Raw genomic sequence first — 23,059 nt, 5'->3', positions numbered from 1 at the left:
CACCCCGCCCCGCGACCGGCGGGCACGCGCCGGGCGCCGCCGACCACCGTCATCCGAACGGGTAGACCACACCGCGCCGCACCGAGCCGCCCCCGGGGCCGCACCGGGCCACCGCCACCGGGCCGCACGCGGTCACCCCGACCGGGCCCGTGCACCAGGCGGCAGCGGTCATCCCCACCGGCCCCCACCGGCCCGCACCCGCCCACCCGCACCCGGCCCGCACCAGACCGCCCCCGGCCACCGCACCGCACGCCACGCCCCCCGCGCCCCGCCCCGGCCCGTCCTCAGTCGATCCGCCGCGCCGCGCCCAGCAGCCCGGTCTCCGCCTCCGTGCCCTGCGTCATCACGAACTGCCGGTCCCGCCCGGTGCACCACAGGGTCACCCCCTCGCCCAGCGTCGGCAGCGCGTCCACCGCGGACCGCGGCAGGCCCATCAGCCGGCCCACCTGCTCCGCCTCGTCCGGGGACACCCGCTGGACGCCCACGAGCGCCGACTGCTCCAGCAGCCGTGCCGCGGCCGGGCTCAGGTAGGGCAGCAGCGTCAGCACCGACTGCCAGGGCCCGGCCACCACGCGCCCGCGCGGCGGCCGCATCCCGCAGTCGCGGACCACCAGCACCGGGCTGCCCGCCGACGCGCCCTGCGGCGGTACCCGGCCCACGTCGTGCAGCGTCACGCACGGCTGGCCGCCGCCCGCGGACTGGGCCAGCGCCGTCCACACGGCCGCGCGCCCCGTCTCCACGGCGACCCGCGCCCCGGTCGCGGCGGCCCGCAGCGCCAGCACCTGGGCCGTCCACAGACCGCCCACCAGCGTGACGTCGTACGGCGTCGGGCGGTTCAGCCCGAGCACCGCGGGCCGGCCGCCGGAATCCACCCCGATGACGACGCCGTCGTCCGCCACCGGCACCGCCAGCGCGTCCAGTTCCTCGAACGACACCGCGTGCCGCTCCCGGCGGGGTCCCACCAGCCCGTACCCCACCCGCTGCCGAAGACCGCGGCCCATCAGCGCGCACCTCCCAGCGGCAGCGAGGCCAGCACGCCCGGCAGCTGCTCGCGGTCGAGCCGTACCAGCGCGGTCTTCACCCCGCGGGCGATCCGCTCCAGCTCCCGCCGGGCGGCCACCAGTTCCTCGTCACTGCGTCCGGTGATGCGCACGTGCCCGGTCACCGTCACCTCCTGCCGCTCGCTCGCGGCCAGCGTCAGGCTGAAGTTGGTCGCCAGCGCCGGGACCGACGTCAGCAGCGCCACGAACTGCGGCAGCGGCGCCGCGCCGCCGCCCAGCTGGGGCCAGCGCGACACCCAGTACGTGGTGTGCCGGCGGTCGTCGCAGCGCCAGCTGCGCGGGCTCTCCTCCGTGCGCCGGCCCGGCGTTCCGGAGCGCCCGGCCTGGGTGATGGCCATCGGGTTGGCGCAGGTCGACGTGGCCAGCGCGGCCGTCAGTTCCTGCTCCGTCAGCACCGTGGCGCGGAACCCGGCGCCGGCCAGCCGGCTGGCCAGCTGGTCGACGGCGCGTACGACGCACCGCTGGGCCCCCGCGAGCCCGCCGCCCCGCGCGGCGACCGCCTCGGGGCACAGCTCGGGGTCGAGCTTGAGCGCGATCCAGGTGAGCCGGACCGCGGGCGTGCCCGTCTGGGCCTGCAGGGGCGCGTAGTTGCGGGCGGCCATCGACTGCTGCGGCAGGTGCGGCGCGGGCGCGGGCTGGGTGTGCTGCACCAGCTGCGCCGACTCCAGACGGATGCCGTCGGTCTCCAGCACGTCCCGGACGATGCCGAGCGGCAGCGGCCGCGCCGAGCGGTCCGGGCGCAGCGCGGTGGCCTCCAGGTCGACCTGCACCACCGCGGTCAGGAAGGTCCCGTCGCCGACGAGACCCACCGGCCGCCGGTCCCGGTCGCTGATCGTGTACGTACGCAGGGCCGGATCGGCCTCCACCACCGGCGCCAGCCCCGGCTCGGTCCCCGCGGGCACCGTGAACGAGACGGCCCTGCGGCGCCGGGCGCGCAGCGCCATCGCGGTCCCCAGCCACTCCGGCAGCGACCGCTGGTGACGGCGCACCAGGGCCAGCAGCAGCAGCGCCGCCGCGACCACACCGGCCGGCACGAGCAGCATCGGGTCGATCACCCAGGCCACCACCAGCAGTGCCGCGGCGACCTCCAGCAGCACGACCTGTTGCAATCGGAACGGGCCGAAACGCCCCGGAGTCGACCTCGGACGCGGTGTCACCGCGCCCCGGGCCGGACCGGCTTCGGTGACGCGCCGCTCCGTGCCCCCGGCCCGTGGTTCCGTCGCGGTGGCCATCTCTCGCGCCCCTCCCCGGGTGAGAGCCGCGCGCTCCGGAATCACCCAATCCGCCCCAATGAAACCTGACCGCCCCGGTACGGAAGGGACGGGGCGGCGGCCTCACCCTACCCGCCACCCGGGCGCCGTCGATCAACAGGCATAGTAGGGGGCCGGTCCGGCAGTCCGGGCCCGGGGGAACCGGCCCGCCGAGCGGGCCGTGCCGGGAGAAACGGGGAGAAGCGAGCGGTCATGGCATCACGGCGGGACGAGCTCAACGCGTACACCTTTGCGAAGAGGCGGACGGTGGCCGCGTTCCTCCAGCCTTCGGCCACCGGGACCGAGGAGGGCGCCCCGCGCCCGCTGCGCGCGATCGTCCCGGGCATGGTCGTCGGCGCGCTGGTGCTCGCCGGGTTCGGCGCCTGGGGCATGTTCAAGCCCAACGCGCCCAAGGGCTGGGACACCCCGGGCACCAGGGTGATAGTCGGCAAGGACTCCACCACCCGGTACGTGGTGCTCACCACCGGCAGCGGCAAGCACAAGAAGACCCTGCTGCACCCCGTGCTCAACCTCGCCTCCGCGCGACTGTTGCTGACGCCCCAGCAGTTCGAGGTCATCCAGGTCAGCGACGAGATCCTGGACGCCGGCAAGCCGCCCCGCGGGCCGATCCTCGGCATCCCGTACGCCCCCGACCGGCTGCCCACCGCCAAGGACGCCGGCACGGCCAAGCGCTGGGCGGTCTGCCAGCAGCCCGGCGGCAACGGACACGGCACCCAGACCGCCGCCTTCGTCCTCGCCGAGCGCGAGGCGGGCCTCACCGAGGGGTCCCGTCGACTGACCGACGGTCAGGTCCTCTACGTACAGGGACCCGACAAGACCCGCTACCTCGTCGACGCGGCCGGCGTCCGGTACGCCATAAGCGGTCCCAAGGAGGACCGCGAGACCCTCACCCGCGCCCTGGTCGGGGACGGCCGCCCCCAGCAGGTCACCGCCGAGTGGCTGGACACCCTGCGCGCCGGCACGCCCGTCGAGTTCCCCGCGCTGCCCGGCCGCCCCGGCGAGGACGCCAAGGTCTCCGGCCTCGCCACCGCCGACAACCGCGTCGGCATGGTGCTCCGCGCCCAGACCGGCTCGGGCCCGCAGCACTACGTGGTGCTGCCCGGCAAGGTGTCACCGGTCTCGGAGTTCACCGCCTGGCTGCTCATCAACTCCCCGGCCACCGACCGCCTCGACATGGCCGGCCGGGCCCGCGACGTCGACCTCCAGTCCATCGACCCGGGCCGCTCCGCCTTCGCCGGCGACGCCCGCTGGCCGCAGCGCAAGGCCGAGCAGGTCAACCACACCAAGGCCGCCGCGGGCTCCGGCACCTCCCGCTCCGAGCTGCGCGACACCGTGTGCAACGTGCTGCGCGAGGTCGACTCCAAGGGCCGGCCCTCCCTCAGCACCTGGGCGGGCACCGGCTTCCCGGTGGACATCACCGCCACCGGCACCAGCACGTACGTCACGCCCGGCACCGGCCTGCTGTACACCCAGGTCCGCGGCACCCAGTCGCGCCCCGACGGCTCGCTGTTCCTGCTCACCGACACCGGACTGCGGTACGCGGTGCAGGCGAACGGGGACAGCGACGCGGACCTCTCGGAGATCGGCGCGGGGGAGAACAAGGGCAAGGACGAGGACGGCCGCCCCGAGCCCAGCCAGGCGCAGATCCGGCTCGGCTACGAGAAGGTCGTGCCGGTCCTGGTCCCCATGGCCTGGTCGGAGTTCCTCTCGAAGGGCCCGCGCCTGGACACCAACAGCGCGCGCCAGCCGCAGGGTTCGTAGGGAGGACGCCGTGATCCGTACGACCTCCCGGCACGTCGCGTCGGCGGTGGCCGCCCTCGCGCTCACCGCGGCACCGGCCGTGCTCGCGGCGGCACCGGCCGCGCGGGCCGCCGTACCGGCCGCGCACGCGGCCGTACCGGCGACCGCCGCCCCCGCCGCCACCCCGCGCCCCGCCCTCGACGGAGCCGGCGAGTGCAGCTTCCCGATGAAGAAGCAGATCGCCGGCCGCCCCTGGGCCCTCCAGCGCGTCCTGCTCGACGAACTCTGGCAGGACACCCGCGGGAAGGGCGTCCGCGTCGCCGTCATCGACACCGGCGTCGACCGGGTCAACCCCCAGCTCCGCGACGCCCTCGACACGGCCGCCGGCCGGGACTTCCTCGACAAGGGAAAGGACGGCACGGACGACGAGGTGGGCCACGGCACCAAGGTCGCCGGCCTGATCGCCGCCCGCCCCCGCGAGGGCACCGGTTTCGTCGGCCTGGCCCCCGAGGCCACCATCATCCCGATCCGGCAGAACGACGACCGCAACAGCGGCAACGCCGCGACCATGGCCGACGCCATCGACCACGCCGTCGCCAAGGGCGCCCGGATCATCAACATCTCCCAGGACACCGACAAGCCGCTGCCGCCCGCCTCCGATCTCGCGCAGGCCGTGAAGCGGGCCGTCGACAAGAACGTCCTGATCGTCGCCTCCGCCGGCAACGACGGCCTGGACGGGGACCAGAAGAAGACCTACCCGGCCGCCTTCGACGGCGTGCTGGCCGTCGCCGCGTCCGACCGCAACAACGAGCGCGCCGCCTTCTCCCAGTCCGGCTCCTTCATCGGCGTGGCCGCGCCCGGCGTCGACATCGTCTCCACCGTCCCCGGCAACGGACAGTGCGTCGACAACGGCACCAGCTTCAGCGCCCCGTACGTCGCCGGCGTCGCCGCCCTGCTCATGGCCAAGCACCCCACCTGGACCCCGCGCCAGGTCATCGCCCAGATCGAGCAGACCGCGGAACGCTCCGTGAACGGCCACGACAACTTCGTCGGCTGGGGCGTCGTCGACCCCGTACGCGCCCTCACCGAGGACCAGGTGCCCAAGGAGACCCCCACCCCCGACCCAGGCCCGCCCCCGGCCGTCGCCCCCGACGCCGCGCACCTCTCCACGGCCGAGACCGCGCAGGAGCGCGACGAGCGCTACGCCACCTACGCCCTGGGCATCGGCGCGGTGCTGATCGCCGTGATCGCGGGCGGCGCGACGGTCCTGCGCGACCTGCGCCGCAAGCGTCACCGGAGCACCGTCACCGGAGCCTGAACCGCCCCGCGCGGCTTTGCAGACGGGGAACCGGAGCCCCGTCACGGGCGTCTGGGGTCTTTGTTGGGCCTGTCGTATGAAGTGGCTAAAGTGGCAGGCGACTTCACAAGTGTGATGACGGGAGAGCACTGAGCATGGCGATGAACCTCGCAGTCGACGACGTCAAGAAGCAAAAGCTTGCCGACGAGATCTTCAGCTACCACACGGAGCTCTCGACCCGGATCGGCCGCCTCAACGACGTCGTCGACCGGATCCAGGCGGGGTGGCAGGGCGCCGCGAGCCAGGAGTACGACTCCCTCCAGCGGGGTGTGAACGAGCACCTCAACAAGATCAAGGCCAAGCTCATCGAGCTCGAGGACGCCATGCGGATGAGCGTCAAGGGCTTCACGGCCGAGGAGCAGCAGCGCATCGCGGACATCCGCCGGGTGAACGCGGACCAGGGGGCGGGCGGCGGTCGCAGCGCCATCCTCGACATGTGATCCGTGCCGCAGACCCGCAGCCGCCACCACCGCATTCCAACGGGAGAAGACCGACATGTCCTTCGCAGTCAACTACGACACCGTCGCCACCGCCGCCGGTGACGTCCGCACCACCAGCCACAAGCTGACGGAGGAGCTGGACGCGCTCATGGCGCAGGTCCGCACCGTCGCCGAGTCCTGGGAGGGTGAGGCGAAGACCTCGTACCTGGAGATCCAGCAGGTCGTCTCGACCGAGATGGCGGGCATGAACGCCAAGCTCGGCAACATCGCCAACCTGCTCGACAGCTCCCTCGTCGGCTACCAGGACACCGACAAGGGCAACGCGGCGCGCTTCCGCATGATCTGACCCGCGCCGGGCCCCGGGCCCCGCACACACGAGAGGGGCACGCGCACCGGGCGCGTGCCCCTCTCGTGTGCCCGGTCGCCGCCGGGCCGCGGCTCACGGCCGCTTCAGGTCGAACTCCCCGTCGCGGGCCCCGAGTACGAACGCACGCCACTCGGCCTCCGTGTACCGCAGCACCGTCTCCGGGTCCAGCGAGGACCGCATCGCCACGGCCCCGCCCGGCAGGTGCGCGATCTCGACCCGCTCCTCGTGCTCCTCCGTCCCGGGCGCGCTGAGCCATTCCACCCCCGAGATGTCCAGGGCGTACAGCTCGTCCTTCTCACGTGCGTCGGCCATCGGCGCGGTTCCCTTCGGCGGAGCGGGTAGTACGAACAGCCTCGTCCGGCATCGTACTTCCGCCCCGCCGGCCGCGTCAGCGGTACGCGATCAGCCGCGCCCCGGCCCCCGGGGCGCGGCCCGCGCCGCTCACCGGTCCGGCAGCCAGCCCAGCTGCACCAGCGAGTTGCCGCGCTTGCGGGAGATGAAGGTGCCCCGGCCCGGAGGCAGCGGACGGGCCCGTACCCCGCCGAGGATGTCGCCCTCGTTCCGGTCGCCGGACAGCACCACGCCCTGCGCCCCCAGCTCCTTCACCCGCTGGATGAACGGCTCGTACGCCGCCCGCGAGGCACCCGCGGAGCTGCGCGCGACGATGAAGCGGATGCCCACGTCCCGGGCGAACGGCAGGTGCTCGACCAGCCCGGCCATCGGGTTCCCGGTGCCGGACGAGACCAGCTCGTAGTCGTCCACGACCACGAACAGCTGCGGGCCGGACCACCAGCTGCGGTCGCGCAGCTGCTGCGGGGTGATGTCCGCCTTCGGCGCCCGCTTGGCCATCACCGTGGCCACGGCCTCCATGTGCATCTGCATGGACGACGCCATCGGCGCGTACTCCAGCAGGTGCCCCTCCGGTACCGCCTCCAGCAGCGTCCGCCGGTAGTCGCCCACCACGATCCGCGCCTGGTCCGGCGTGTACCGCTCCGCGATCTGCTTCGCGATCAGCCGCAGCAGCGCCGTCTTGCCCGACTCGCTCTCGCCGAACACCAGGAAGAACGGGTCGGTCTCGAAGTCGACGAACACCGGCTCCAGGTCCGTCTCGTCGATGCCGATCGCGATGCCGTGCTGCGGGAACTCGAACCCCTTCGGCAGCTGGTCCGCCGGCAGCTTGCGCGGCAGCAGCCGCACCGCGGGCGCCGCCGGACCGGCCCAGGAGGTCCGCACCGACTCCACGAACGCGGCCGTCGCCTCCGGCAGCGAATCGGCGCCGGTCCGCCCGTCGGTCCGCGGCAGTGCCGCCATGAAGTGCAGCTTCTCCGGGACCTGGCCCCGGCCCGGCGCGCCCTGCGGCACGTTCGCCGCCACCTTGCGGTCGAACTCCGAGTCCATGACGTCACCGAGGCGCAGCTCCAGCCGGCCCAGGATCTGGTCCTTCAGCGCCGCCCGCACCTCCATGTAGCGGGACGCCGTCAGCACCACGTGGATGCCGTAGCCCAGACCGCGCGCCGCGATGTCCGCGACCACCGGCTCCAGGTGCTCGTAGTCGTTGCGGAACGCGCCCCAGCCGTCCACCAGCAGGAACACGTCGCCGAACACCTCGCCCGGCAGCTCACCGGCCGCCCGTCGGCGCCGGTACGTCGCCATCGAGTCCACCGCGTTGGCCCGGAAGAACTCCTCCCGCCGGTTCAGCACCCCGGCCACCTCGGCGACCGTACGCCGCACCCGCTCCGGGTCCAGCCGCGAAGCGACCCCGCCCACGTGCGGCAGGTCCTGCACCGCCGCGAGGCCGCCACCGCCGAAGTCCAGCCCGTAGAACTGCACCTCGCGCGGCGTGTGCGTGACCGCGAAGGCCGACACCAGCGTCCGCAGCAGCGTCGACTTGCCCGACTGCGGGCCACCCACCACCAGCAGGTGGCCGGCCGCCCCCGAGAAGTCCCGGTACAGCACCTCGCGCCGCTGCTCGAACGGCTTGTCGATCAGACCCAGCGGTACGACGAGACCACCCGGCCGCGTGTACCCCTCCGCGTGCAGCCCCCGCTCCGCCGAGCCCGCCAGCACCGGCAGCAGCTGGTCCAGCGGCGGCGCGTCGTCCAGCGGCGGCAGCCACACCTGGTGCGCCGGCACGCCCTGCCCCTCCAGCCGCGCCACGATCACGTCCAGCACGGTGTCCGCCAGCGCGTCGTCCTCCCGCCGGGAGGCCGCCGCCAGGTACGCCGGGTCCGGCGCCGCGTACACCACCGGCACCGGAGCGGCCGTGAACACGGCGGGCCGCCGCTCCACCGGGAACTGCCCGACCGACAGCTCCCGGCCGCCCGAGCGGTACGTGCCCGACACGTACGCCGCCTTGAAGCGCGTCATCTCGTCCGTACCGAACTTCAGGTAGCCGGAACCCGGCACCGACGGCAGGTGGTACGCGTCCGGCACGCCGATCGCCGTCCGGGACTCCGCCGCGGAGAACGTCCGCAGACCGATCCGGTACGACAGGTACGTGTCCAGACCGCGCAGCTTGCCCTCCTCCAGGCGCTGCGAGGCCAGCAGCAGGTGCACGCCCAGCGACCGGCCGATCCGGCCGATCTGGATGAACATGTCGATGAAGTCGGGCTTCGCCGTGAGCAGTTCGCTGAACTCGTCGATGACCAGGACCAGCGAGGCGAGCGGCTCCAGCGGGGCACCCGCCGCGCGCGCCTTCTCGTAGTCGTGGATGTTCGCGTAGTTGCCCGCCGAACGCAGCAGCTCCTGGCGCCGCTGCAGCTCGCCGCGGATCGAGTCGCCCATCCGGTCCACCAGCGTCAGGTCGTCCGCCAGGTTCGTGATGACCGCCGCCACGTGCGGCATCTGCGACATCCCGGTGAACGTCGCACCGCCCTTGAAGTCCGCCAGGACGAAGTTCAGCGTCTCCGACGTGTGCGTCACCGCCAGACCCAGCACCAGCGTCCGCAGCAGCTCCGACTTGCCGGAACCCGTCGCGCCCACGCACAGGCCGTGCGGGCCCATGCCCTCCTGCGCCGCCTCCTTGAGGTCCAGCATCACCGGCGCGCCGTCCTCGCCCACGCCGATCGGCACGCGCAGCCGCTCACCCGCCGACCGCGGCCGCCAGGTGCGCGCCACGTCGATCGACGCGGCGTCGCCCAGGTTCAGCAGGTCCGTGAAGTCCAGGTTCGCCAGCAGCGGTTCGTCCTCGTCGCCGCCGCCCGTGCGCAGCGGCGCCAGCTGCCGCGCCAGCGCCTCCGCGGCGGGCAGCGACAGCACGTCCGGCACGCCCTCGTACGCGACACCCGCGCCCGACTCCAGCCGCAGCCGGCCCGGCCGCACCTGTACGGACAGCCCGCCCCGCAACTCGTCCAGCTCGCCCGGCACCACCTCGACGATGGTCACCCCCTGCAGCCCCTCGGCCGCCGCGAACACCGAGTCCGGCGGCACCGTCGCGCCGTCCAGCACCACCACCACGTGCGGCTGGTCCAGCACCGGCTGCACGTCCCGGCTGAACCGCGGCCGGCCGTCCAGCCGCGAGGCCAGCAGCCCCTCCAGCTCCGTGACGTCGTCCCCGAACAGCCGCTTCGTGCCCGCACCGTCCACCTGGCCCGGCACCTGCGTGTGCGGCAGCCACTTCACCCAGTCCCAGGCCGGCACCGCCCCCGGCGCCGCCACCACGGCCACCATCAGGTCCTCGGGGGAGTGCAGCGTCACCAGCTGGGCCACCAGCGAACGCGCCGTACCCCGCACCGACTCCGGCTCCCCGGACACCGTCACGTGGTAGAACGCCCGCATCGACACCGCCACCGGCAGCCCGTCCAGGTACGCGTGCACCGCGAGGAACCGCTGCATCGCCCCCGCGGTCAGCGGCTCCAGCTCGTCGACCGGCGCCGTCTCCGGCGCCACCAGCGGCGTGGCCAGCCGCTGCGCGCCCAGCCCCAGCCGGGCCTGCCCGAAGTCACCGTCCCCCACCCGGCGTTCCCACACCCGCGAGCCCTCGGCCACCACCGACCACAGCTGCTCCGGCGCCGGGTGCAGGTACAGCTGCGCGTCGCGCTGCGCCCGCGCCGTACGCCGCACCTGCCGGCGCGTCTGCGCCAGGTACTTGAGGTAGTCCCGCCGCACGTCCGCCATTTGCCCCTGCGCACCGCGCCGGTGGCGGACGATCTGGGCCACCACCATCGCGCCCGTGGACACCAGCATCAGCACGCCCATGATGCGCATGAAGGGGTGCGCGTTCGGCATGAAGAAGAACACCACCGACGAGCCCATGCCGAGCATCGGCAGGAGCTGCATCAGCATGCCCTCCTGCTGCCCGCGCGGGAGTTCCGGAGGAGCCTCCAGCCTCAGCTCGTCCGACGGGACCTCGGGCGGCAGGGACCGCGGCGGGCGTTTGACGACGATCTGGCTCACCGGAGCATCAATCCCTTGAAAACGGACGGGACGTCATCCGGCGCCCCCATGGCCCTCCTTGCGCGCGGGCTCCAGGGGGATCCCGCCGCAGCCGGTGATCCTACTTGCCGACCGTCCGACCACCGCCCGGTAGGGTGGCGCGCGCACCACCGGCGCAGCGTGCGCAACCGCGAATCAGGGGGTCAACCAGGTGAGTACGGCCGCATCGACCGGTTTCTGCAGGGTCACCGTCGTGGCTCCGGACAGCCGCATCGACGTAGCGCTCCCCGAGGACATCGCCGTCGCCGACGTCTACCCGGAGCTCCTCCGGCTGACCGGCCAGACCCAGCCCGCCGGCACACCGGCCGGCTACCACCTGGTCCGCCGCGACGGCACCGTCCTCGACGGCGCCCGCACGCTCGCCGCCCAGCAGGTGCTCGACGGCGAACTGCTCAGCCTGCGGCCCTTCGCCGAGTCGCTTCCCCCGGCGGTCTTCGACGACGTCTCCGACGCCGTCGCCTCCGCCGTGGTCCGCGACCGGCACCGCTGGAGCGACGACATGCTGCGCGGCGCCGGCCTCGCCGGAGCCGTCCTGCTGCTCGTCCTCCTGGGCTTCGTGCTCTGGTACGCCGACCCGGTCCGCCACGACATGCACGGCCTGCCCGGCATCATCGCGGGCGCCGCCGGCATCCTGCTGACCGCCTGCGCCGGCGTCCGCGCCCGCGTCTACGACGACCGCGGCTCCGCCGTCGCCCTCGGCCTCGGCGCCCTGCCCCACCTGCTCATCGCCGGGTCCGGGATCATCGCCCCGGCCGCCGGCGACGGCCCCGGCCGCCTCCAGTTCCTGCTCGGCTGCGTCTGCGTGCTGACCGCCTCGGTCGCCCTGGTCGCACTCACCCCCAGCGGCGACGCCCCCTTCGTCGCGGCCACCTTCCTGGCCGCCACCGGCACCCTCGCCACCTTCGCGGCCATCCTCACCGAGGCCTCCGCCACCGCCACCGCCGCCGTCTGCGCCCCCGTCGCCATCGGCCTGGTCGCCTTCCTCCCCGGCCTCTCCGCCCGCTTCGCCCGGCTGCCCATCGGGTACGCCGCCCCGCGCAGCGCCGCCGACGCCTACGCCTACGACGCGCCCGACACCGACGACCGCGCCGACCGCGCCGAGACCGCCCCGGTCGACGCCGAGCGCATCGCCGCCCAGGCCCGCCGCGGCCACGAGATGCTGCTGGGCCTCGTCGCGGGCTCCGCCGCCGTGGTCGTCGGCTCCGCCGCCGTCCTCGGCTTCTCGGGCAACACCTGGGGCAAGCTCCTCGCCCTGGCCGCCGGCCTCGCGATGCTCCTGCGCGCCCGCCTCTTCCGCTACACCTCCCAGGTCGCCTGCGCCCTGGCCGCCGGCCTCGCCGCCATCGCCCTGCTGATCCTCGGCATGGCCCTGAACCCCCCGTACGACCTGCTCCGCGAGCTGGTCCAGTACGGCGACCGGGGCCCGCTGGACCTCCGCACCATCTGGCTCTCCGCCTGCGTCGCCGCCGGCGCGGCCCTGCTCACCGGAATTTCACTGGTCATCCCCCGCAAGGGTCTGTCACCCTTCTGGGGGCGCCTGCTCGACCTCACCGAGGCGGCGGTGCTGCTCAGCCTGGTGCCGCTCTGCCTGGCCGTCCTCGACGTGTACTCCCGGGCCCGCTCGCTCACCAGCTGAGACCGTCCGGGCGCACGCCTGGTACGCTGTGTGACGGCCGTCTGTGTACGCGTTCCCGGATTCCCGGGAGCAGCGCCCGGCGGACCCGCCTCCCGAGTCACGGAAGCTCCCCAGAGAAGCAGACCTGGGGCACTCGGCGGCAATCAGACCTCACAGAGGAGTAAGCGTGTCGCTCGACGCCGCTACGAAGAAGCAGATCATGGCCGAGTTCGGTACCAAGGAGGGCGACACCGGCTCCCCCGAGGTCCAGGTCGCGCTGCTCTCCCGCCGCATCTCGGACCTCACCGAGCACCTGAAGGCCCACAAGCACGACCACCACTCCCGCCGTGGTCTGCTGATCCTGGTCGGCCAGCGCCGCCGCCTGCTGCAGTACCTGGCCAAGAAGGACATCCAGCGCTTCCGTACGCTGGTCGACCGTCTCGGCATCCGCCGCGGTGCCGCCGGCGCCAAGTAAGACGCTGTGAAGGGAGCGGTTCCCACTCTTAGGGGACCGCTCCCTTTGCTGTACGTGCGGGACGTACCGGACGCTTTGTAGTCTGGTCGCAACACGGACAACTGAAGAGGAGGAGCGCCCTCCACACGCACGCCGGTCCTCGGTAGTGGCATCCGGAGAGCCCGCGGGGCCCCGTACCGGGTGCTTCGATCGAAGACCGGCCCGCACCCAGGCGCGCTTCTCCAGAACCGTCCCCCGCCACACGGGTGGAGGACGGAGACGACGAAAATGGAGAAAACGCTAGTGGAGAACGAGACCCACTACGCCGAGGCCGTCATCGACAACGGCTCCTTCGGCACCCGCACCATCCGCTTCGAGACGGGCCGCCTGGCCCGCCAGGCCGCCGGCTCCGCCGTCGCGTACCTGGACGACGACACGATGGTCCTCTCCGCGACCACCGCGTCGAAGAAGCCCAAGGACCAGCTCGACTTCTTCCCCCTGACGGTGGACGTCGAGGAGCGCATGTACGCCGCGGGCAAGATCCCCGGCTCCTTCTTCCGCCGTGAGGGCCGCCCCTCCGAGGACGCCGTCCTCACCTGCCGCCTGATCGACCGCCCGCTGCGCCCGTCCTTCAAGAAGGGCCTGCGCAACGAGATCCAGGTCGTCGCCACGGTCATGGCGCTCAACCCGGACCACCTGTACGACGTCATCGCGATCAACGCCGCGTCCGCGTCCACCCAGCTGGCCGGCCTGCCCTTCTCCGGCCCGATCGGCGGCGTCCGTGTCGCGCTGATCAAGGGCCAGTGGGTCGCCTTCCCGACGCACACCGAGCTCGAGGACGCCGTCTTCGACATGGTCGTCGCGGGCCGCACCCTGGAGGACGGCGACGTCGCGATCATGATGGTCGAGGCCGAGGCCACCGAGAAGACCATCCAGCTGGTCAAGGGCGGCGCCGAGGCGCCGACCGAGGAGGTCGTCGCCGCGGGCCTCGAGGCCGCGAAGCCGTTCATCAAGGTCCTCTGCAAGGCCCAGGCCGACCTGGCCGCCAAGGCCGCCAAGCCCACCGGCGAGTTCCCGGTCTTCCTGGACTACCAGGACGACGTGTACGAGGCGCTGGCCGCCGCGGTCAAGGGCGAGCTGGCCCAGGCGCTGACCATCGCGGGCAAGCAGGAGCGCGAGGCCGAGCTCGACCGCGTCAAGGAGCTCGCCGCCGAGAAGCTCCTCCCGGCCTTCGAGGGCCGCGAGAAGGAGATCTCCGCCGCCTACCGCAGCCTGACCAAGGCCCTGGTCCGCGAGCGCGTCATCAAGGACAAGGTCCGCATCGACGGCCGCGGGATCACGGACATCCGTACCCTCGCCGCCGAGGTCGAGGCCATCCCGCGCGTGCACGGCTCGGCGCTGTTCGAGCGTGGCGAGACCCAGATCCTGGGCGTCACCACCCTCAACATGCTCCGCATGGAGCAGCAGCTGGACACCCTCTCCCCGGTGACCCGCAAGCGCTACATGCACAACTACAACTTCCCGCCGTACTCCGTCGGCGAGACCGGCCGCGTCGGCTCCCCGAAGCGCCGCGAGATCGGCCACGGCGCGCTCGCCGAGCGCGCGATCGTGCCGGTCCTCCCGACCCGCGAGGAGTTCCCCTACGCGATCCGTCAGGTGTCCGAGGCCCTCGGCTCCAACGGCTCCACCTCCATGGGCTCCGTCTGCGCCTCCACCATGTCGCTGCTGAACGCCGGTGTGCCCCTCAAGGCCCCCGTCGCCGGCATCGCCATGGGCCTGATCTCCCAGGAGATCGACGGCCAGACGCACTACGTCGCCCTCACCGACATCCTCGGTGCGGAGGACGCCTTCGGCGACATGGACTTCAAGGTCGCCGGCACCAAGGAGTTCGTCACCGCCCTCCAGCTCGACACCAAGCTGGACGGCATCCCGGCCTCCGTCCTGGCCGCGGCCCTCAAGCAGGCCCGCGACGCCCGCCTCCACATCCTCGACGTGATGATGGAAGCGATCGACACGCCGGACGCGATGTCCCCGTTCGCCCCGCGGATCATCACCGTCAAGATCCCGGTGGACAAGATCGGTGAGGTCATCGGCCCCAAGGGCAAGATGATCAACCAGATCCAGGAGGACACCGGCGCCGAGATCACGATCGAGGACGACGGCACCATCTACATCGGTGCCTCCGACGGCCCGGCCGCCGAGGCCGCCCGCGCCACGATCAACAGCATCGCCAACCCGACCATGCCGGAGGTCGGCGAGCGCTACCTGGGCACGGTCGTCAAGACCACCACCTTCGGTGCCTTCGTCTCCCTGCTCCCGGGCAAGGACGGCCTGCTGCACATCTCGCAGATCCGCAAGCTCGCCGGTGGCAAGCGCGTGGAGAACGTCGAGGACGTGCTCGCGGTCGGCTCCAAGGTCCAGGTCGAGATCGCCGAGATCGACCAGCGCGGCAAGCTCTCCCTGATCCCCGTGATCGAGGGCGAGACCGAGTCCACCGGCGGCTCCGCCGCGGGCGCCGAGGCTGACAAGGACGACTCCGACAAGTGACGTCGCGTAGTTCCCGTGTGACGGCCCGCACCTCTTCGGAGGGGCGGGCCGTCGCCCGTACCCAAACCCTGCTCAAGGGCGAGAACGGCATCGGCACCGTCCGGCGCACCACCCTCCCCGGCGGCCTGCGCGTCGTGACCGAGACCCTTCCCTCGGTCCGCTCGGCGACCTTCGGCATCTGGGCCCACGTGGGATCCCGTGACGAGACGCCCACCCTCAACGGCGCCACCCACTACCTGGAGCACCTCCTCTTCAAGGGCACCGCCAAGCGGTCCGCCCTCGACATCTCCTCCGCGATCGACGCGGTCGGCGGCGAGATGAACGCCTTCACGGCGAAGGAGTACACCTGCTACTACGCACGGGTGCTCGACACCGACCTGCCGCTGGCGATCGACGTCGTCTGCGACATGCTCACCGGCTCGCTGATCCTCGAATCCGACGTCGACGCGGAGCGCGGCGTCATCCTCGAAGAGATCGCGATGACCGAGGACGACCCGGGCGACATGGTCCACGACCTCTTCGCCCACACCATGCTCGGCGACAGCCCGCTGGGCCGCCCCGTCCTCGGCACGGTCGACACGATCAACGCGCTCGGCCGCGACCAGATCGCCCGCTTCTACAAGAAGCACTACGACCCCACCCACCTGGTCGTCGCCGCCGCGGGCAACGTCGACCACGCCAAGGTCGTACGCCAGGTCCGCGCCGCCTTCGAGAAGGCCGGCGCCCTCACCCGCACCGACGCCCAGCCCATCGGCCCCCGCGCCGGCGAGCGCCGCATCCGCACCGCCGGCAGGGTCGAGCTGCTGGGCCGCCGCACCGAGCAGGCCCACGTGGTCCTCGGCATGCCCGGCCTCGCCCGCACCGACGACCGCCGCTGGGCCCTGGGCGTGCTGAACACCGCCCTCGGCGGCGGCATGTCCTCCCGGCTCTTCCAGGAGGTCCGGGAGAAGCGCGGCCTGGCCTACAGCGTGTACTCGTACACCTCCGGCTTCGCCGACTGCGGCCTGTTCGGCGTGTACGCCGGCTGCCGCCCCAACCAGGTGCACGACGTGCTGCGGATCTGCCGCGACGAGCTCGACAAGGTCGCCTCCGAGGGGCTCACGGACGAGGAGATCGGCCGCGCCATCGGCCAGCTCTCCGGCTCCACCGTCCTCGGCCTGGAGGACACCGGCGCGCTGATGAACCGCATCGGCAAGAGCGAGCTGTGCTGGGGGACCCAGATGTCGGTCGACGACATGCTCACCAGCATCGCCGCCGTCACCCCGGACGACGTCCGCGCGGTGGCCCGGGACGTCCTGGCCCAGCGGCCCTCGCTGTCCGTCATCGGCCCGCTCAAGGAGAAGCAGGCCGCCCGGCTGGACGAAGCGGTCGCCTGAGCACCGCGGGGGAGACCGTCCCCCGCGGCACCTCCCGCAGAAATCCCCTCGCACTCCGTACCTCGTAGAAGGAAGAGCAATGAGCAAGCTGCGCGTGGCGGTCCTCGGTGCCAAGGGCCGGATCGGCTCCGAGGCCGTACGGGCGGTCGAGGCCGCCGAGGACATGGAACTGGTCGCGGCGCTCGGCCGCGGCGACGCCCTGGACACGCTGGCCGAGACCGGCGCCCAGGTCGTCGTCGAGCTGACCACCCCCGCCTCGGTGATGGAGAACCTCGACTACTGCGTCCGCCACGGCATCCACGCCGTCGTCGGCACCACCGGGTGGAACGAGGACCGCCTCGCGCAGCTGAACACCTGGCTCGCCGCCTCCCCGGAGACCGGAGTGCTCATCGCGCCGAACTTCTCCATCGGCGCCGTCCTCACCATGAAGTTCGCGGCCCAGGCCGCCCGCTACTTCGAATCGGTCGAGGTCGTCGAGCTGCACCACCCCAACAAGGTCGACGCCCCCTCCGGCACGGCCACCCGCACCGCCCAGCTGATCGCGGCGGCCCGCGCCGAGGCCGGCTGCGCCCCGCAGCCCGACGCCACCGCCACGGCCCTCGACGGCGCCCGCGGTGCGGACGTCGACGGCGTCCCGGTGCACGCGGTCCGCCTGCGGGGCCTGCTGGCGCACCAGGAGGTGCTGCTCGGCGGCGAGGGCGAGACCCTGACCATCCGTCACGACTCCCTGCACCACAGCAGCTTCATGCCGGGCATCCTGCTCGGCGCGCGCCGCGTGGTGGACACCCCGGGCCTCACCTTCGGCCTGGAAAACTTCCTCGACCTCTAGGCCCACCATGCGCGCGAAGATCACCTACTTCATCACGGCCGCCGTCCTGGTCGTCTACTTCGTCCTGGCCGGCAGCCGGGGCCTGATGCTGATCAGGCAGGGCACCGCCCTCACCGTCACCTTCGGTGCGGCCGTGCTGATCCTGCCGGTCATCGGCATCTGGTTCCTCTGGAAGAACACCCAGTTCGTCCAGCGGGCCAACGGCCTCGCGGCCGAGCTGGAGGCAGAGGGCGGCCTGCCCGTCGACGAGCTGGCCCGTGACCAGTACGGCCGGATCCTGCGCGATTCGGCCGACGATGTCTTCGCGCGCCGCAAGGCCGAGACCGAGGACGCCCCGGACGACTGGCGCAGCTGGTTCCGCCTCGCCGTCGCCTACCACGACGCCCGGGACACCCCCCGGGCGCGCAAGGCGATGCAGCGGGCCATCGCGCTGCACGACGGAAAGCCCGTACGCGCCTGAGACGCGTACGGGCTTCCGCGGGACCCCTCGGGGGCGGTTACGCCACCCCGGCCGGCCGGTACTCGGCCGCCCACGCCTCCACGGCGTCGGCGGCCCGGTCGAAGGCCTCGGTACGGGAGAGGAAGTCGGCGTTGTGGTCGGTCAGCAGCACCGGCAGCTCACCGCCGGAACGCGTCGAGGCCGTCAGCGCCTGGCCCTGCACGGTACGCGGCAGACCCAGCCAGCGCACCGGCTGCTGCACCGTGCGCACCTCGCCCAGGTCCTGCCAGGCGACCGTACGGGTACCGAGGAACGACACCCGGCGCAGTCCGGCGCGGCTCACCCAGACGCCGGCGCGCAGCAGCCGCAGCGCGGAGCCGATCACCAGCGAGGCGGCCCCCAGGCAGATCAGCGCGCCGACGGCCTCGCCGACGAAGGCGACCGTCATCGTCGCGAGCAGCATGAACGAGCCGATGAGCAGCAGTACCGCTCCGAAGGCCACGCGCCAGGGGCCGGGCCGGTAGGGCCGCCGCCAGCGGTCGTGGTCCTCGTGGGGCAGCGGCAGCTGGGTGTCTTCGTGCGCGTCGAATGCGCTGTCCGCCGTCAGGAAGGGCAGGGGCACGGCTGGTCCTCACTCACATGCACATTCGGTTGGGCTGTGCCGGTGAGGCTATCCAGCCCGTGGTCGGCCTTCCACCCCAGGGGGTCCGGATGGTGTCAGCGCCCCTCGGAGGCCGCGGACTGCGGCGCCGCGCCGGGCTTCTGGGGCTGCAGCGCCGGCATGCCGAAGAGCAGGGAGCCGACGAGTCCGGCCACCACCGTGAGCCCGACCAGACTACGGGCGGCGATCTGAGTCTTGCTCAGACTCTCGCGCGGCGGGGGAGTGACGTTACTGCGGAATCGGTCGGCCTCGGCGACGAAGGCGAACGGGACGGACTCGCGCCGGCGGAACATGGGGGCGCCTCCTCAAGGCTGGGACCCTTCGGGGTCGGAGGGACGGACGGTGCGTTGGTGCTGTTGTGATGTCAGACGCACGACGGGCCGGAACGGTGCCCTGTTTCGGTGAATTCGCCGAACTTCGTGCCCCTGGGTCGGCTGTGCGGTGTTGTCGGCGCGGCGCCGTAGAGTGGGCGCCGCCCGTGCGATGCGAATGGAAGGACCCCGCCGGTGAGCGAGACCCCCGAAGCCGACCTGAAGCCCAGCTTCCGCAGCGATGTCACCGTGGAGCTGGTCAAGCACGCCGCGACCGACTCCGACGTGCTGTGGGCCGCCCGTGTGTCGACGGCCGGTGAGCAGTCCCTGGACGAGCTCCAGAAGGACCCCGAGCGCTCCAAGGGGCTCATCAACTACCTCATGCGGGACCGCCACGGCAGCCCCTTCGAGCACAACTCGATGACCTTCTTCATCAGCGCCCCGATCTTCGTGTTCCGCGAGTTCATGCGGCACCGGGTCGGCTGGTCGTACAACGAGGAATCCGGCCGCTACAGGGAGCTCCAGCCGGTCTTCTACGTCCCGGACGAGTCCCGCAAGCTGGTCCAGGAGGGCCGCCCGGGCAAGTACGTCTTCGTCGAGGGCACCCAGGCGCAGCACGAGCTGACCGGCCGCGTCATGGAGGACTCGTACCGCCAGGCGTACGACTCGTACCAGGAGATGCTGCGCGCCGGCGTCGCCCGCGAGGTGGCCCGCTCGGTGCTCCCGGTGGGCCTGTACTCCTCGATGTACGCCACCTGCAACGCCCGCTCGCTGATGCACTTCCTCGGCCTGCGGACCCAGCACGAGCTCGCCGCGGTGCCGTCCTTCCCGCAGCGGGAGATCGAGATGGTCGGCGAGAAGATGGAGGAGCAGTGGGCGAAGCTCATGCCCCTCACGTACGCCGCGTTCAACAAGAACGGACGCGTGGCGCCGTAGCGCACGGATGTACGGAGACTCCGTCGAAGTGTCCGTATTGCGACGTTTCGTGAAGTTCATCTAGGCTGATCAAACGGACCCGGCACTGCTTGAACCCCCGAGCAGGCAGTGCCGGGCTCCAAACACTCCCGGCCAATGCCGGTAGGTTCACACGTCCCCCCAAGGGGACACCGCGGGCAGAGCAGCGAGTAGCGTGTTACCCATGGCTCCGATCTCCACTCCGCAGACCCCCTTCGGCCGGGTCCTCACCGCCATGGTCACGCCCTTCACGGCTGACGGCGCGCTCGACCTCGACGGCGCCCAGCGCCTCGCCACCCACCTCGTGGACGCCGGCAACGACGGCCTGATCATCAACGGCACCACCGGCGAGTCGCCCACCACCACCGACGCGGAGAAAAAGGACCTCGTACGAGCCGTACTGGAGGCCGTCGGAGACCGGGCCCACGTCGTGGCCGGAATCGGAACCAACGACACCCACCACAGCATCGAGCTGGCCCGTGAAGCCGCCGCCACCGGCGCCCACGGCCTGCTCGCCGTCACGCCGTACTACAACAAGCCCCCGCAGGAGGGCCTGGTCCGGCACTTCACGGCCATCGCCGACGCCACCGAGCTGCCGGTGATGCTCTACGACATCCCCGGCCGCAGCGGTGTCCCGATCAACACCGAGACCCTCGTCCGCCTGGCCGAGCACCCGCGCATCGTGGCCAACAAAGACGCCAAGGGCGACCTCGGCCGCGCCAGCTGGGCGATCGCCCGCAGCGGTCTCGCCTGGTACTCCGGCGACGACATGCTCAACCTCCCGCTGCTCTCCGTCGGCGCCGTCGGCTTCGTCTCCGTCGTCGGCCACCTCGTGGCCCCCGACCTGCGCGCCATGCTCGACGCCCACACCAGCGGCGACGTACAGAAGGCCACGGAGATCCACCAGAAGCTGCTCCCGGTCTTCACCGGCATGTTCCGCACCCAGGGCGTCATGACCACCAAGGCCGCCCTCGCCCTCCAGGGCCTGCCCGGCGGCCCCCTCCGGCTGCCGATGATCGGGCTCACCGACGAGGAGACCGCACAGCTCAAGCTCGACCTCGCCGCCGGCGGGGTAGAGCTCTGAACCACGGACTTCACAACTGAATAACCACAAAAACACACAGCAAGTGCACGAATGTCATGCGCGCCACGTGCCTCCGGGGTACGTGGCGCGCGTGGTGAGGAGAAACTTTTGAGCCATCCGCATCCGGAACTCGGCCCGCCGCCGAAGCTGCCCAAGGGCGGTCTGCGCGTCACCCCGCTCGGTGGCCTCGGCGAGATCGGCCGGAACATGACCGTCTTCGAGTTCGACGGCCGTCTGCTGATCGTCGACTGCGGCGTCCTCTTCCCCGAGGAGGAGCAGCCCGGCGTCGACCTGATCCTGCCGGACTTCACGTCCATCCGGGACCGCCTCGACGACATCGAGGGCATCGTCCTCACGCACGGCCACGAGGACCACATCGGCGCCGTCCCCTACCTCCTCCGGGAGAAGGCGGACATCCCGCTGATCGGCTCCAAGCTGACGCTCGCCCTCATCGAGGCGAAGCTCCAGGAGCACCGCATCCGCCCCTACACCCTTGAGGTGAAGGAGGGGGACCGGGAGAACCTCGGCCCCTTCGACTGCGAGTTCATCGCGGTGAACCACTCCATCCCGGACGCCCTCGCGGTGGCCATCCGCACCCCCGCGGGCCTGGTCGTCGCCACCGGCGACTTCAAGATGGACCAGCTCCCGATGGACAACCGGCTGACCGACCTGCACGCCTTCGCGCGGCTGAGCGAGGAGGGCATCGACCTCCTCCTCTCGGACTCCACGAACGCCGAGGTCCCGGGATTCGTCCCGCCCGAGCGCGACATCTCCAACGTCATCCGCGGAGTCTTCGCGGGCGCCCAGAAGCGGATCATCGTCGCTTCGTTCGCCAGCCACGTCCACCGCATCCAGCAGGTCCTGGACGCCGCCCACGAGTACGGCCGCCGGGTCGCCTTCGTCGGCCGCTCCATGGTCCGGAACATGGGCATCGCCCGTGACCTGGGCTACCTGCGCGTCCCGGCCGGACTGATCGTCGACGTCAAGACCCTCGACGACCTGCCGGACCACGAGGTCGTCCTCGTCTGCACGGGATCCCAGGGCGAGCCGATGGCAGCGCTCTCCCGCATGGCCAACCGCGACCACCAGATCCGGATCGTCCAGGGCGACACCGTGATCCTGGCCTCGTCCCTGATCCCGGGCAACGAGAACGCGGTCTACCGCGTGATCAACGGCCTGACCCGCTGGGGCGCCAACGTCGTCCACAAGGGCAACGCCAAGGTGCACGTCTCGGGCCACGCCTCCGCCGGCGAGCTGCTGTACTTCTACAACATCTGCCGGCCGCGCAACCTGATGCCGGTCCACGGTGAGTGGCGCCACCTGCGCGCCAACGCCGAGCTCGGCGCGATGACGGGTGTCCCGAAGGACCACATCGTCATCGCCGAGGACGGCGTGGTCGTCGACCTGATCGACGGCCGGGCCCGCATCACCGGCAAGGTCCAGGCCGGCTACGTCTACGTCGACGGCCTCTCGGTCGGCGACGTCACGGAGTCCTCGCTGAAGGACCGCCGCATCCTCGGCGACGAGGGCATCATCTCGGTCTTCGTCGTGGTGGACAGCACCACCGGCAAGGTCGTGGGCGGCCCGAACATCCACGCCCGCGGCTCCGGCATCGAGGACTCGGCCTTCGCGGCCGTCGTCCCGAAGATCGAGGAGGCCATCGCGAAGCAGGCCGCCGACGGCGTCGTCGAGCCCCACCAGCTGCAGCAGCTCATCCGCCGCACGCTGGGCAAATGGGTCTCCGACGGCTACCGCCGCCGCCCGATGATCCTCCCGGTCGTGGTCGAGGTCTGACGCCCTCGTACCCCTCCGCACCGGAGCGGGGCAACCGGATTTGCATCCGGGGGCCCCGCTCCAGTACGTTGACGACCCCACCCCAGAAAGACCCGGGCACACACCTGTGCCCGAACCGGTCCACGAGGGAGTGGGAATTCAGACCGGGGAAACCTGATAGAGTCTGAAACCGCCGAAAGGGAAAAGCGCCGGAAACGCCGCTGGAACCGGAAAGCACCGAGGAAATCGGATCGGAAAGATCTGATAGAGTCGGAAACGAAGGAAGCGCCCGGAGGGCCCGGAAACGGGAACAAAGGAAGCGACCGCACCTTGAGAACTCAACAGC

General features: G+C 72.0%; 19 protein-coding genes. 13 read left to right on the top strand and 6 right to left on the bottom strand.

From position 1 onward, the window contains the following. Positions 1-284: 284 nt before the first annotated feature. Both ACIQUR_RS33705 and eccE read right to left on the bottom strand, forming a co-directional pair. Positions 285-1,001, bottom strand: a complete 717-nt coding sequence (locus tag ACIQUR_RS33705; protein ID WP_403672934.1) for a hypothetical protein — start codon at positions 999-1,001, stop codon at positions 285-287. Beyond that, on the bottom strand, positions 1,001-2,293 hold the full coding sequence (eccE, locus tag ACIQUR_RS33700; protein WP_403672932.1) for a type VII secretion protein EccE: 1,293 nt from the start codon (positions 2,291-2,293) through the stop codon (positions 1,001-1,003). Before eccE ends, ACIQUR_RS33705 begins: the two co-directional genes overlap by 1 nt. Before the next feature lie 231 nt (positions 2,294-2,524). On the opposite strand from eccE, the gene eccB reads away from it, so the two are divergent. The 4 genes from eccB (at position 2,525) to ACIQUR_RS33680 (ending at position 6,215) form a co-directional block, all read left to right on the top strand. Then, on the top strand, positions 2,525-4,093 hold the full coding sequence (gene eccB / locus ACIQUR_RS33695) for a type VII secretion protein EccB (RefSeq protein ID WP_403672930.1): 1,569 nt from the start codon (positions 2,525-2,527) through the stop codon (positions 4,091-4,093). Positions 4,094-4,103: 10 nt separating this feature from the next. Continuing rightward, entirely contained in the window at positions 4,104-5,390 is a 1,287-nt protein-coding gene (mycP, locus tag ACIQUR_RS33690) for a type VII secretion-associated serine protease mycosin (protein WP_403672928.1), read from the top strand. A 134-nt stretch (positions 5,391-5,524) separates the two neighbouring features. Further along, a complete protein-coding gene (locus tag ACIQUR_RS33685) occupies positions 5,525-5,869 on the top strand; it encodes a WXG100 family type VII secretion target (protein ID WP_403672925.1) in 345 nt (114 codons plus the stop codon). Between the two features lie 55 nt (positions 5,870-5,924). Next, entirely contained in the window at positions 5,925-6,215 is a 291-nt protein-coding gene (locus tag ACIQUR_RS33680; RefSeq protein ID WP_403672922.1) for a WXG100 family type VII secretion target, read from the top strand. Positions 6,216-6,308: 93 nt separating this feature from the next. On the opposite strand, the gene ACIQUR_RS33675 is transcribed toward ACIQUR_RS33680, so the two are convergent. Next, positions 6,309-6,548 carry a DUF397 domain-containing protein gene (locus tag ACIQUR_RS33675; RefSeq protein WP_403672919.1) on the bottom strand — a complete coding sequence of 80 codons (240 nt, stop codon included), beginning with the start codon at positions 6,546-6,548 and terminating at the stop codon, positions 6,309-6,311. 129 nt (positions 6,549-6,677) lie between these two features. After that, the gene (eccCa, locus tag ACIQUR_RS33670) at positions 6,678-10,631 is read right to left on the bottom strand and encodes a type VII secretion protein EccCa (protein WP_403672916.1); all 3,954 of its coding nucleotides are present in this window, start codon (positions 10,629-10,631) and stop codon (positions 6,678-6,680) included. A gap of 190 nt (positions 10,632-10,821) precedes the next feature. Between eccCa and eccD the strand changes: the two genes are divergently transcribed. The 6 genes from eccD (at position 10,822) to ACIQUR_RS33640 (ending at position 17,951) form a co-directional block, all read left to right on the top strand. Next, positions 10,822-12,306 carry a type VII secretion integral membrane protein EccD gene (gene eccD / locus ACIQUR_RS33665; protein WP_403672913.1) on the top strand — a complete coding sequence of 495 codons (1,485 nt, stop codon included), beginning with the start codon at positions 10,822-10,824 and terminating at the stop codon, positions 12,304-12,306. Between the two features lie 166 nt (positions 12,307-12,472). Further along, positions 12,473-12,760, top strand: coding sequence for a 30S ribosomal protein S15 (gene rpsO, locus ACIQUR_RS33660; RefSeq protein ID WP_361102111.1), 288 nt, complete (start codon positions 12,473-12,475; stop codon positions 12,758-12,760). Positions 12,761-13,042: 282 nt separating this feature from the next. Then, positions 13,043-15,286 carry a polyribonucleotide nucleotidyltransferase gene (locus ACIQUR_RS33655; protein ID WP_403673016.1) on the top strand — a complete coding sequence of 748 codons (2,244 nt, stop codon included), beginning with the start codon at positions 13,043-13,045 and terminating at the stop codon, positions 15,284-15,286. Continuing rightward, the gene (locus tag ACIQUR_RS33650) at positions 15,283-16,662 is read left to right on the top strand and encodes a M16 family metallopeptidase (RefSeq protein WP_403672910.1); all 1,380 of its coding nucleotides are present in this window, start codon (positions 15,283-15,285) and stop codon (positions 16,660-16,662) included. The genes ACIQUR_RS33655 and ACIQUR_RS33650 overlap by 4 nt, the downstream gene beginning before the upstream one ends. A 79-nt stretch (positions 16,663-16,741) precedes the next feature. After that, complete coding sequence (gene dapB, locus ACIQUR_RS33645; protein ID WP_403672907.1) at positions 16,742-17,491, top strand: 4-hydroxy-tetrahydrodipicolinate reductase; 750 nt, start codon at positions 16,742-16,744, stop codon at positions 17,489-17,491. Positions 17,492-17,498: 7 nt separating this feature from the next. Continuing rightward, on the top strand, positions 17,499-17,951 hold the full coding sequence (locus ACIQUR_RS33640; protein ID WP_403672904.1) for a hypothetical protein: 453 nt from the start codon (positions 17,499-17,501) through the stop codon (positions 17,949-17,951). A gap of 37 nt (positions 17,952-17,988) precedes the next feature. Here ACIQUR_RS33640 and ACIQUR_RS33635 read toward each other — a convergent pair whose 3' ends face one another. Both ACIQUR_RS33635 and ACIQUR_RS33630 read right to left on the bottom strand, forming a co-directional pair. Continuing rightward, positions 17,989-18,552 carry a PH domain-containing protein gene (locus ACIQUR_RS33635; RefSeq protein WP_403672901.1) on the bottom strand — a complete coding sequence of 188 codons (564 nt, stop codon included), beginning with the start codon at positions 18,550-18,552 and terminating at the stop codon, positions 17,989-17,991. A 95-nt stretch (positions 18,553-18,647) separates the two neighbouring features. After that, positions 18,648-18,884 (bottom strand): hypothetical protein, encoded by a 237-nt coding sequence (locus tag ACIQUR_RS33630; protein WP_403672899.1) that lies wholly within the window; start codon positions 18,882-18,884, stop codon positions 18,648-18,650. A 213-nt stretch (positions 18,885-19,097) separates the two neighbouring features. On the opposite strand from ACIQUR_RS33630, the gene thyX reads away from it, so the two are divergent. From thyX to ACIQUR_RS33615, 3 genes are all read left to right on the top strand, one after another. Then, positions 19,098-19,838: an FAD-dependent thymidylate synthase gene (gene thyX / locus ACIQUR_RS33625; RefSeq protein WP_403672896.1), complete on the top strand. Its 741-nt coding sequence runs from the start codon at positions 19,098-19,100 to the stop codon at positions 19,836-19,838. A gap of 202 nt (positions 19,839-20,040) precedes the next feature. Next, positions 20,041-20,940 carry a 4-hydroxy-tetrahydrodipicolinate synthase gene (gene dapA / locus ACIQUR_RS33620; RefSeq protein WP_403672894.1) on the top strand — a complete coding sequence of 300 codons (900 nt, stop codon included), beginning with the start codon at positions 20,041-20,043 and terminating at the stop codon, positions 20,938-20,940. A 108-nt stretch (positions 20,941-21,048) separates the two neighbouring features. Further along, positions 21,049-22,734 carry a ribonuclease J gene (locus tag ACIQUR_RS33615; protein WP_403672891.1) on the top strand — a complete coding sequence of 562 codons (1,686 nt, stop codon included), beginning with the start codon at positions 21,049-21,051 and terminating at the stop codon, positions 22,732-22,734. Positions 22,735-23,059 lie beyond the last annotated feature (325 nt).

Origin of the sequence: Streptomyces sp. NPDC101132 (assembly GCF_044759225.1) — a bacterium.
Lineage (GTDB): Bacteria > Actinomycetota > Actinomycetes > Streptomycetales > Streptomycetaceae > Streptomyces.
The sequence above is the reverse complement of the archived record's forward strand: the minus strand, read 5'-3'. Positions and strand labels throughout refer to the sequence as shown.

Bases quoted from the DNA above. Each gene is read 5' to 3' on its own strand.
- ACIQUR_RS33705 (WP_403672934.1), bottom strand. From the start codon at position 1,001: ATGGGCCGCGGTCTTCGGCAGCGGGTGGGGTACGGGCTGGTGGGACCC.
- eccE (WP_403672932.1), bottom strand. From the start codon at position 2,293: ATGGCCACCGCGACGGAACCACGGGCCGGGGGCACGGAGCGGCGCGTC.
- eccB (WP_403672930.1), top strand. From the start codon at position 2,525: ATGGCATCACGGCGGGACGAGCTCAACGCGTACACCTTTGCGAAGAGG.
- ACIQUR_RS33685 (WP_403672925.1), top strand. From the start codon at position 5,525: ATGGCGATGAACCTCGCAGTCGACGACGTCAAGAAGCAAAAGCTTGCC.
- ACIQUR_RS33680 (WP_403672922.1), top strand. From the start codon at position 5,925: ATGTCCTTCGCAGTCAACTACGACACCGTCGCCACCGCCGCCGGTGAC.
- ACIQUR_RS33675 (WP_403672919.1), bottom strand. From the start codon at position 6,548: ATGGCCGACGCACGTGAGAAGGACGAGCTGTACGCCCTGGACATCTCG.
- dapB (WP_403672907.1), top strand. From the start codon at position 16,742: ATGAGCAAGCTGCGCGTGGCGGTCCTCGGTGCCAAGGGCCGGATCGGC.
- ACIQUR_RS33640 (WP_403672904.1), top strand. From the start codon at position 17,499: ATGCGCGCGAAGATCACCTACTTCATCACGGCCGCCGTCCTGGTCGTC.
- ACIQUR_RS33630 (WP_403672899.1), bottom strand. From the start codon at position 18,884: ATGTTCCGCCGGCGCGAGTCCGTCCCGTTCGCCTTCGTCGCCGAGGCC.
- dapA (WP_403672894.1), top strand. From the start codon at position 20,041: ATGGCTCCGATCTCCACTCCGCAGACCCCCTTCGGCCGGGTCCTCACC.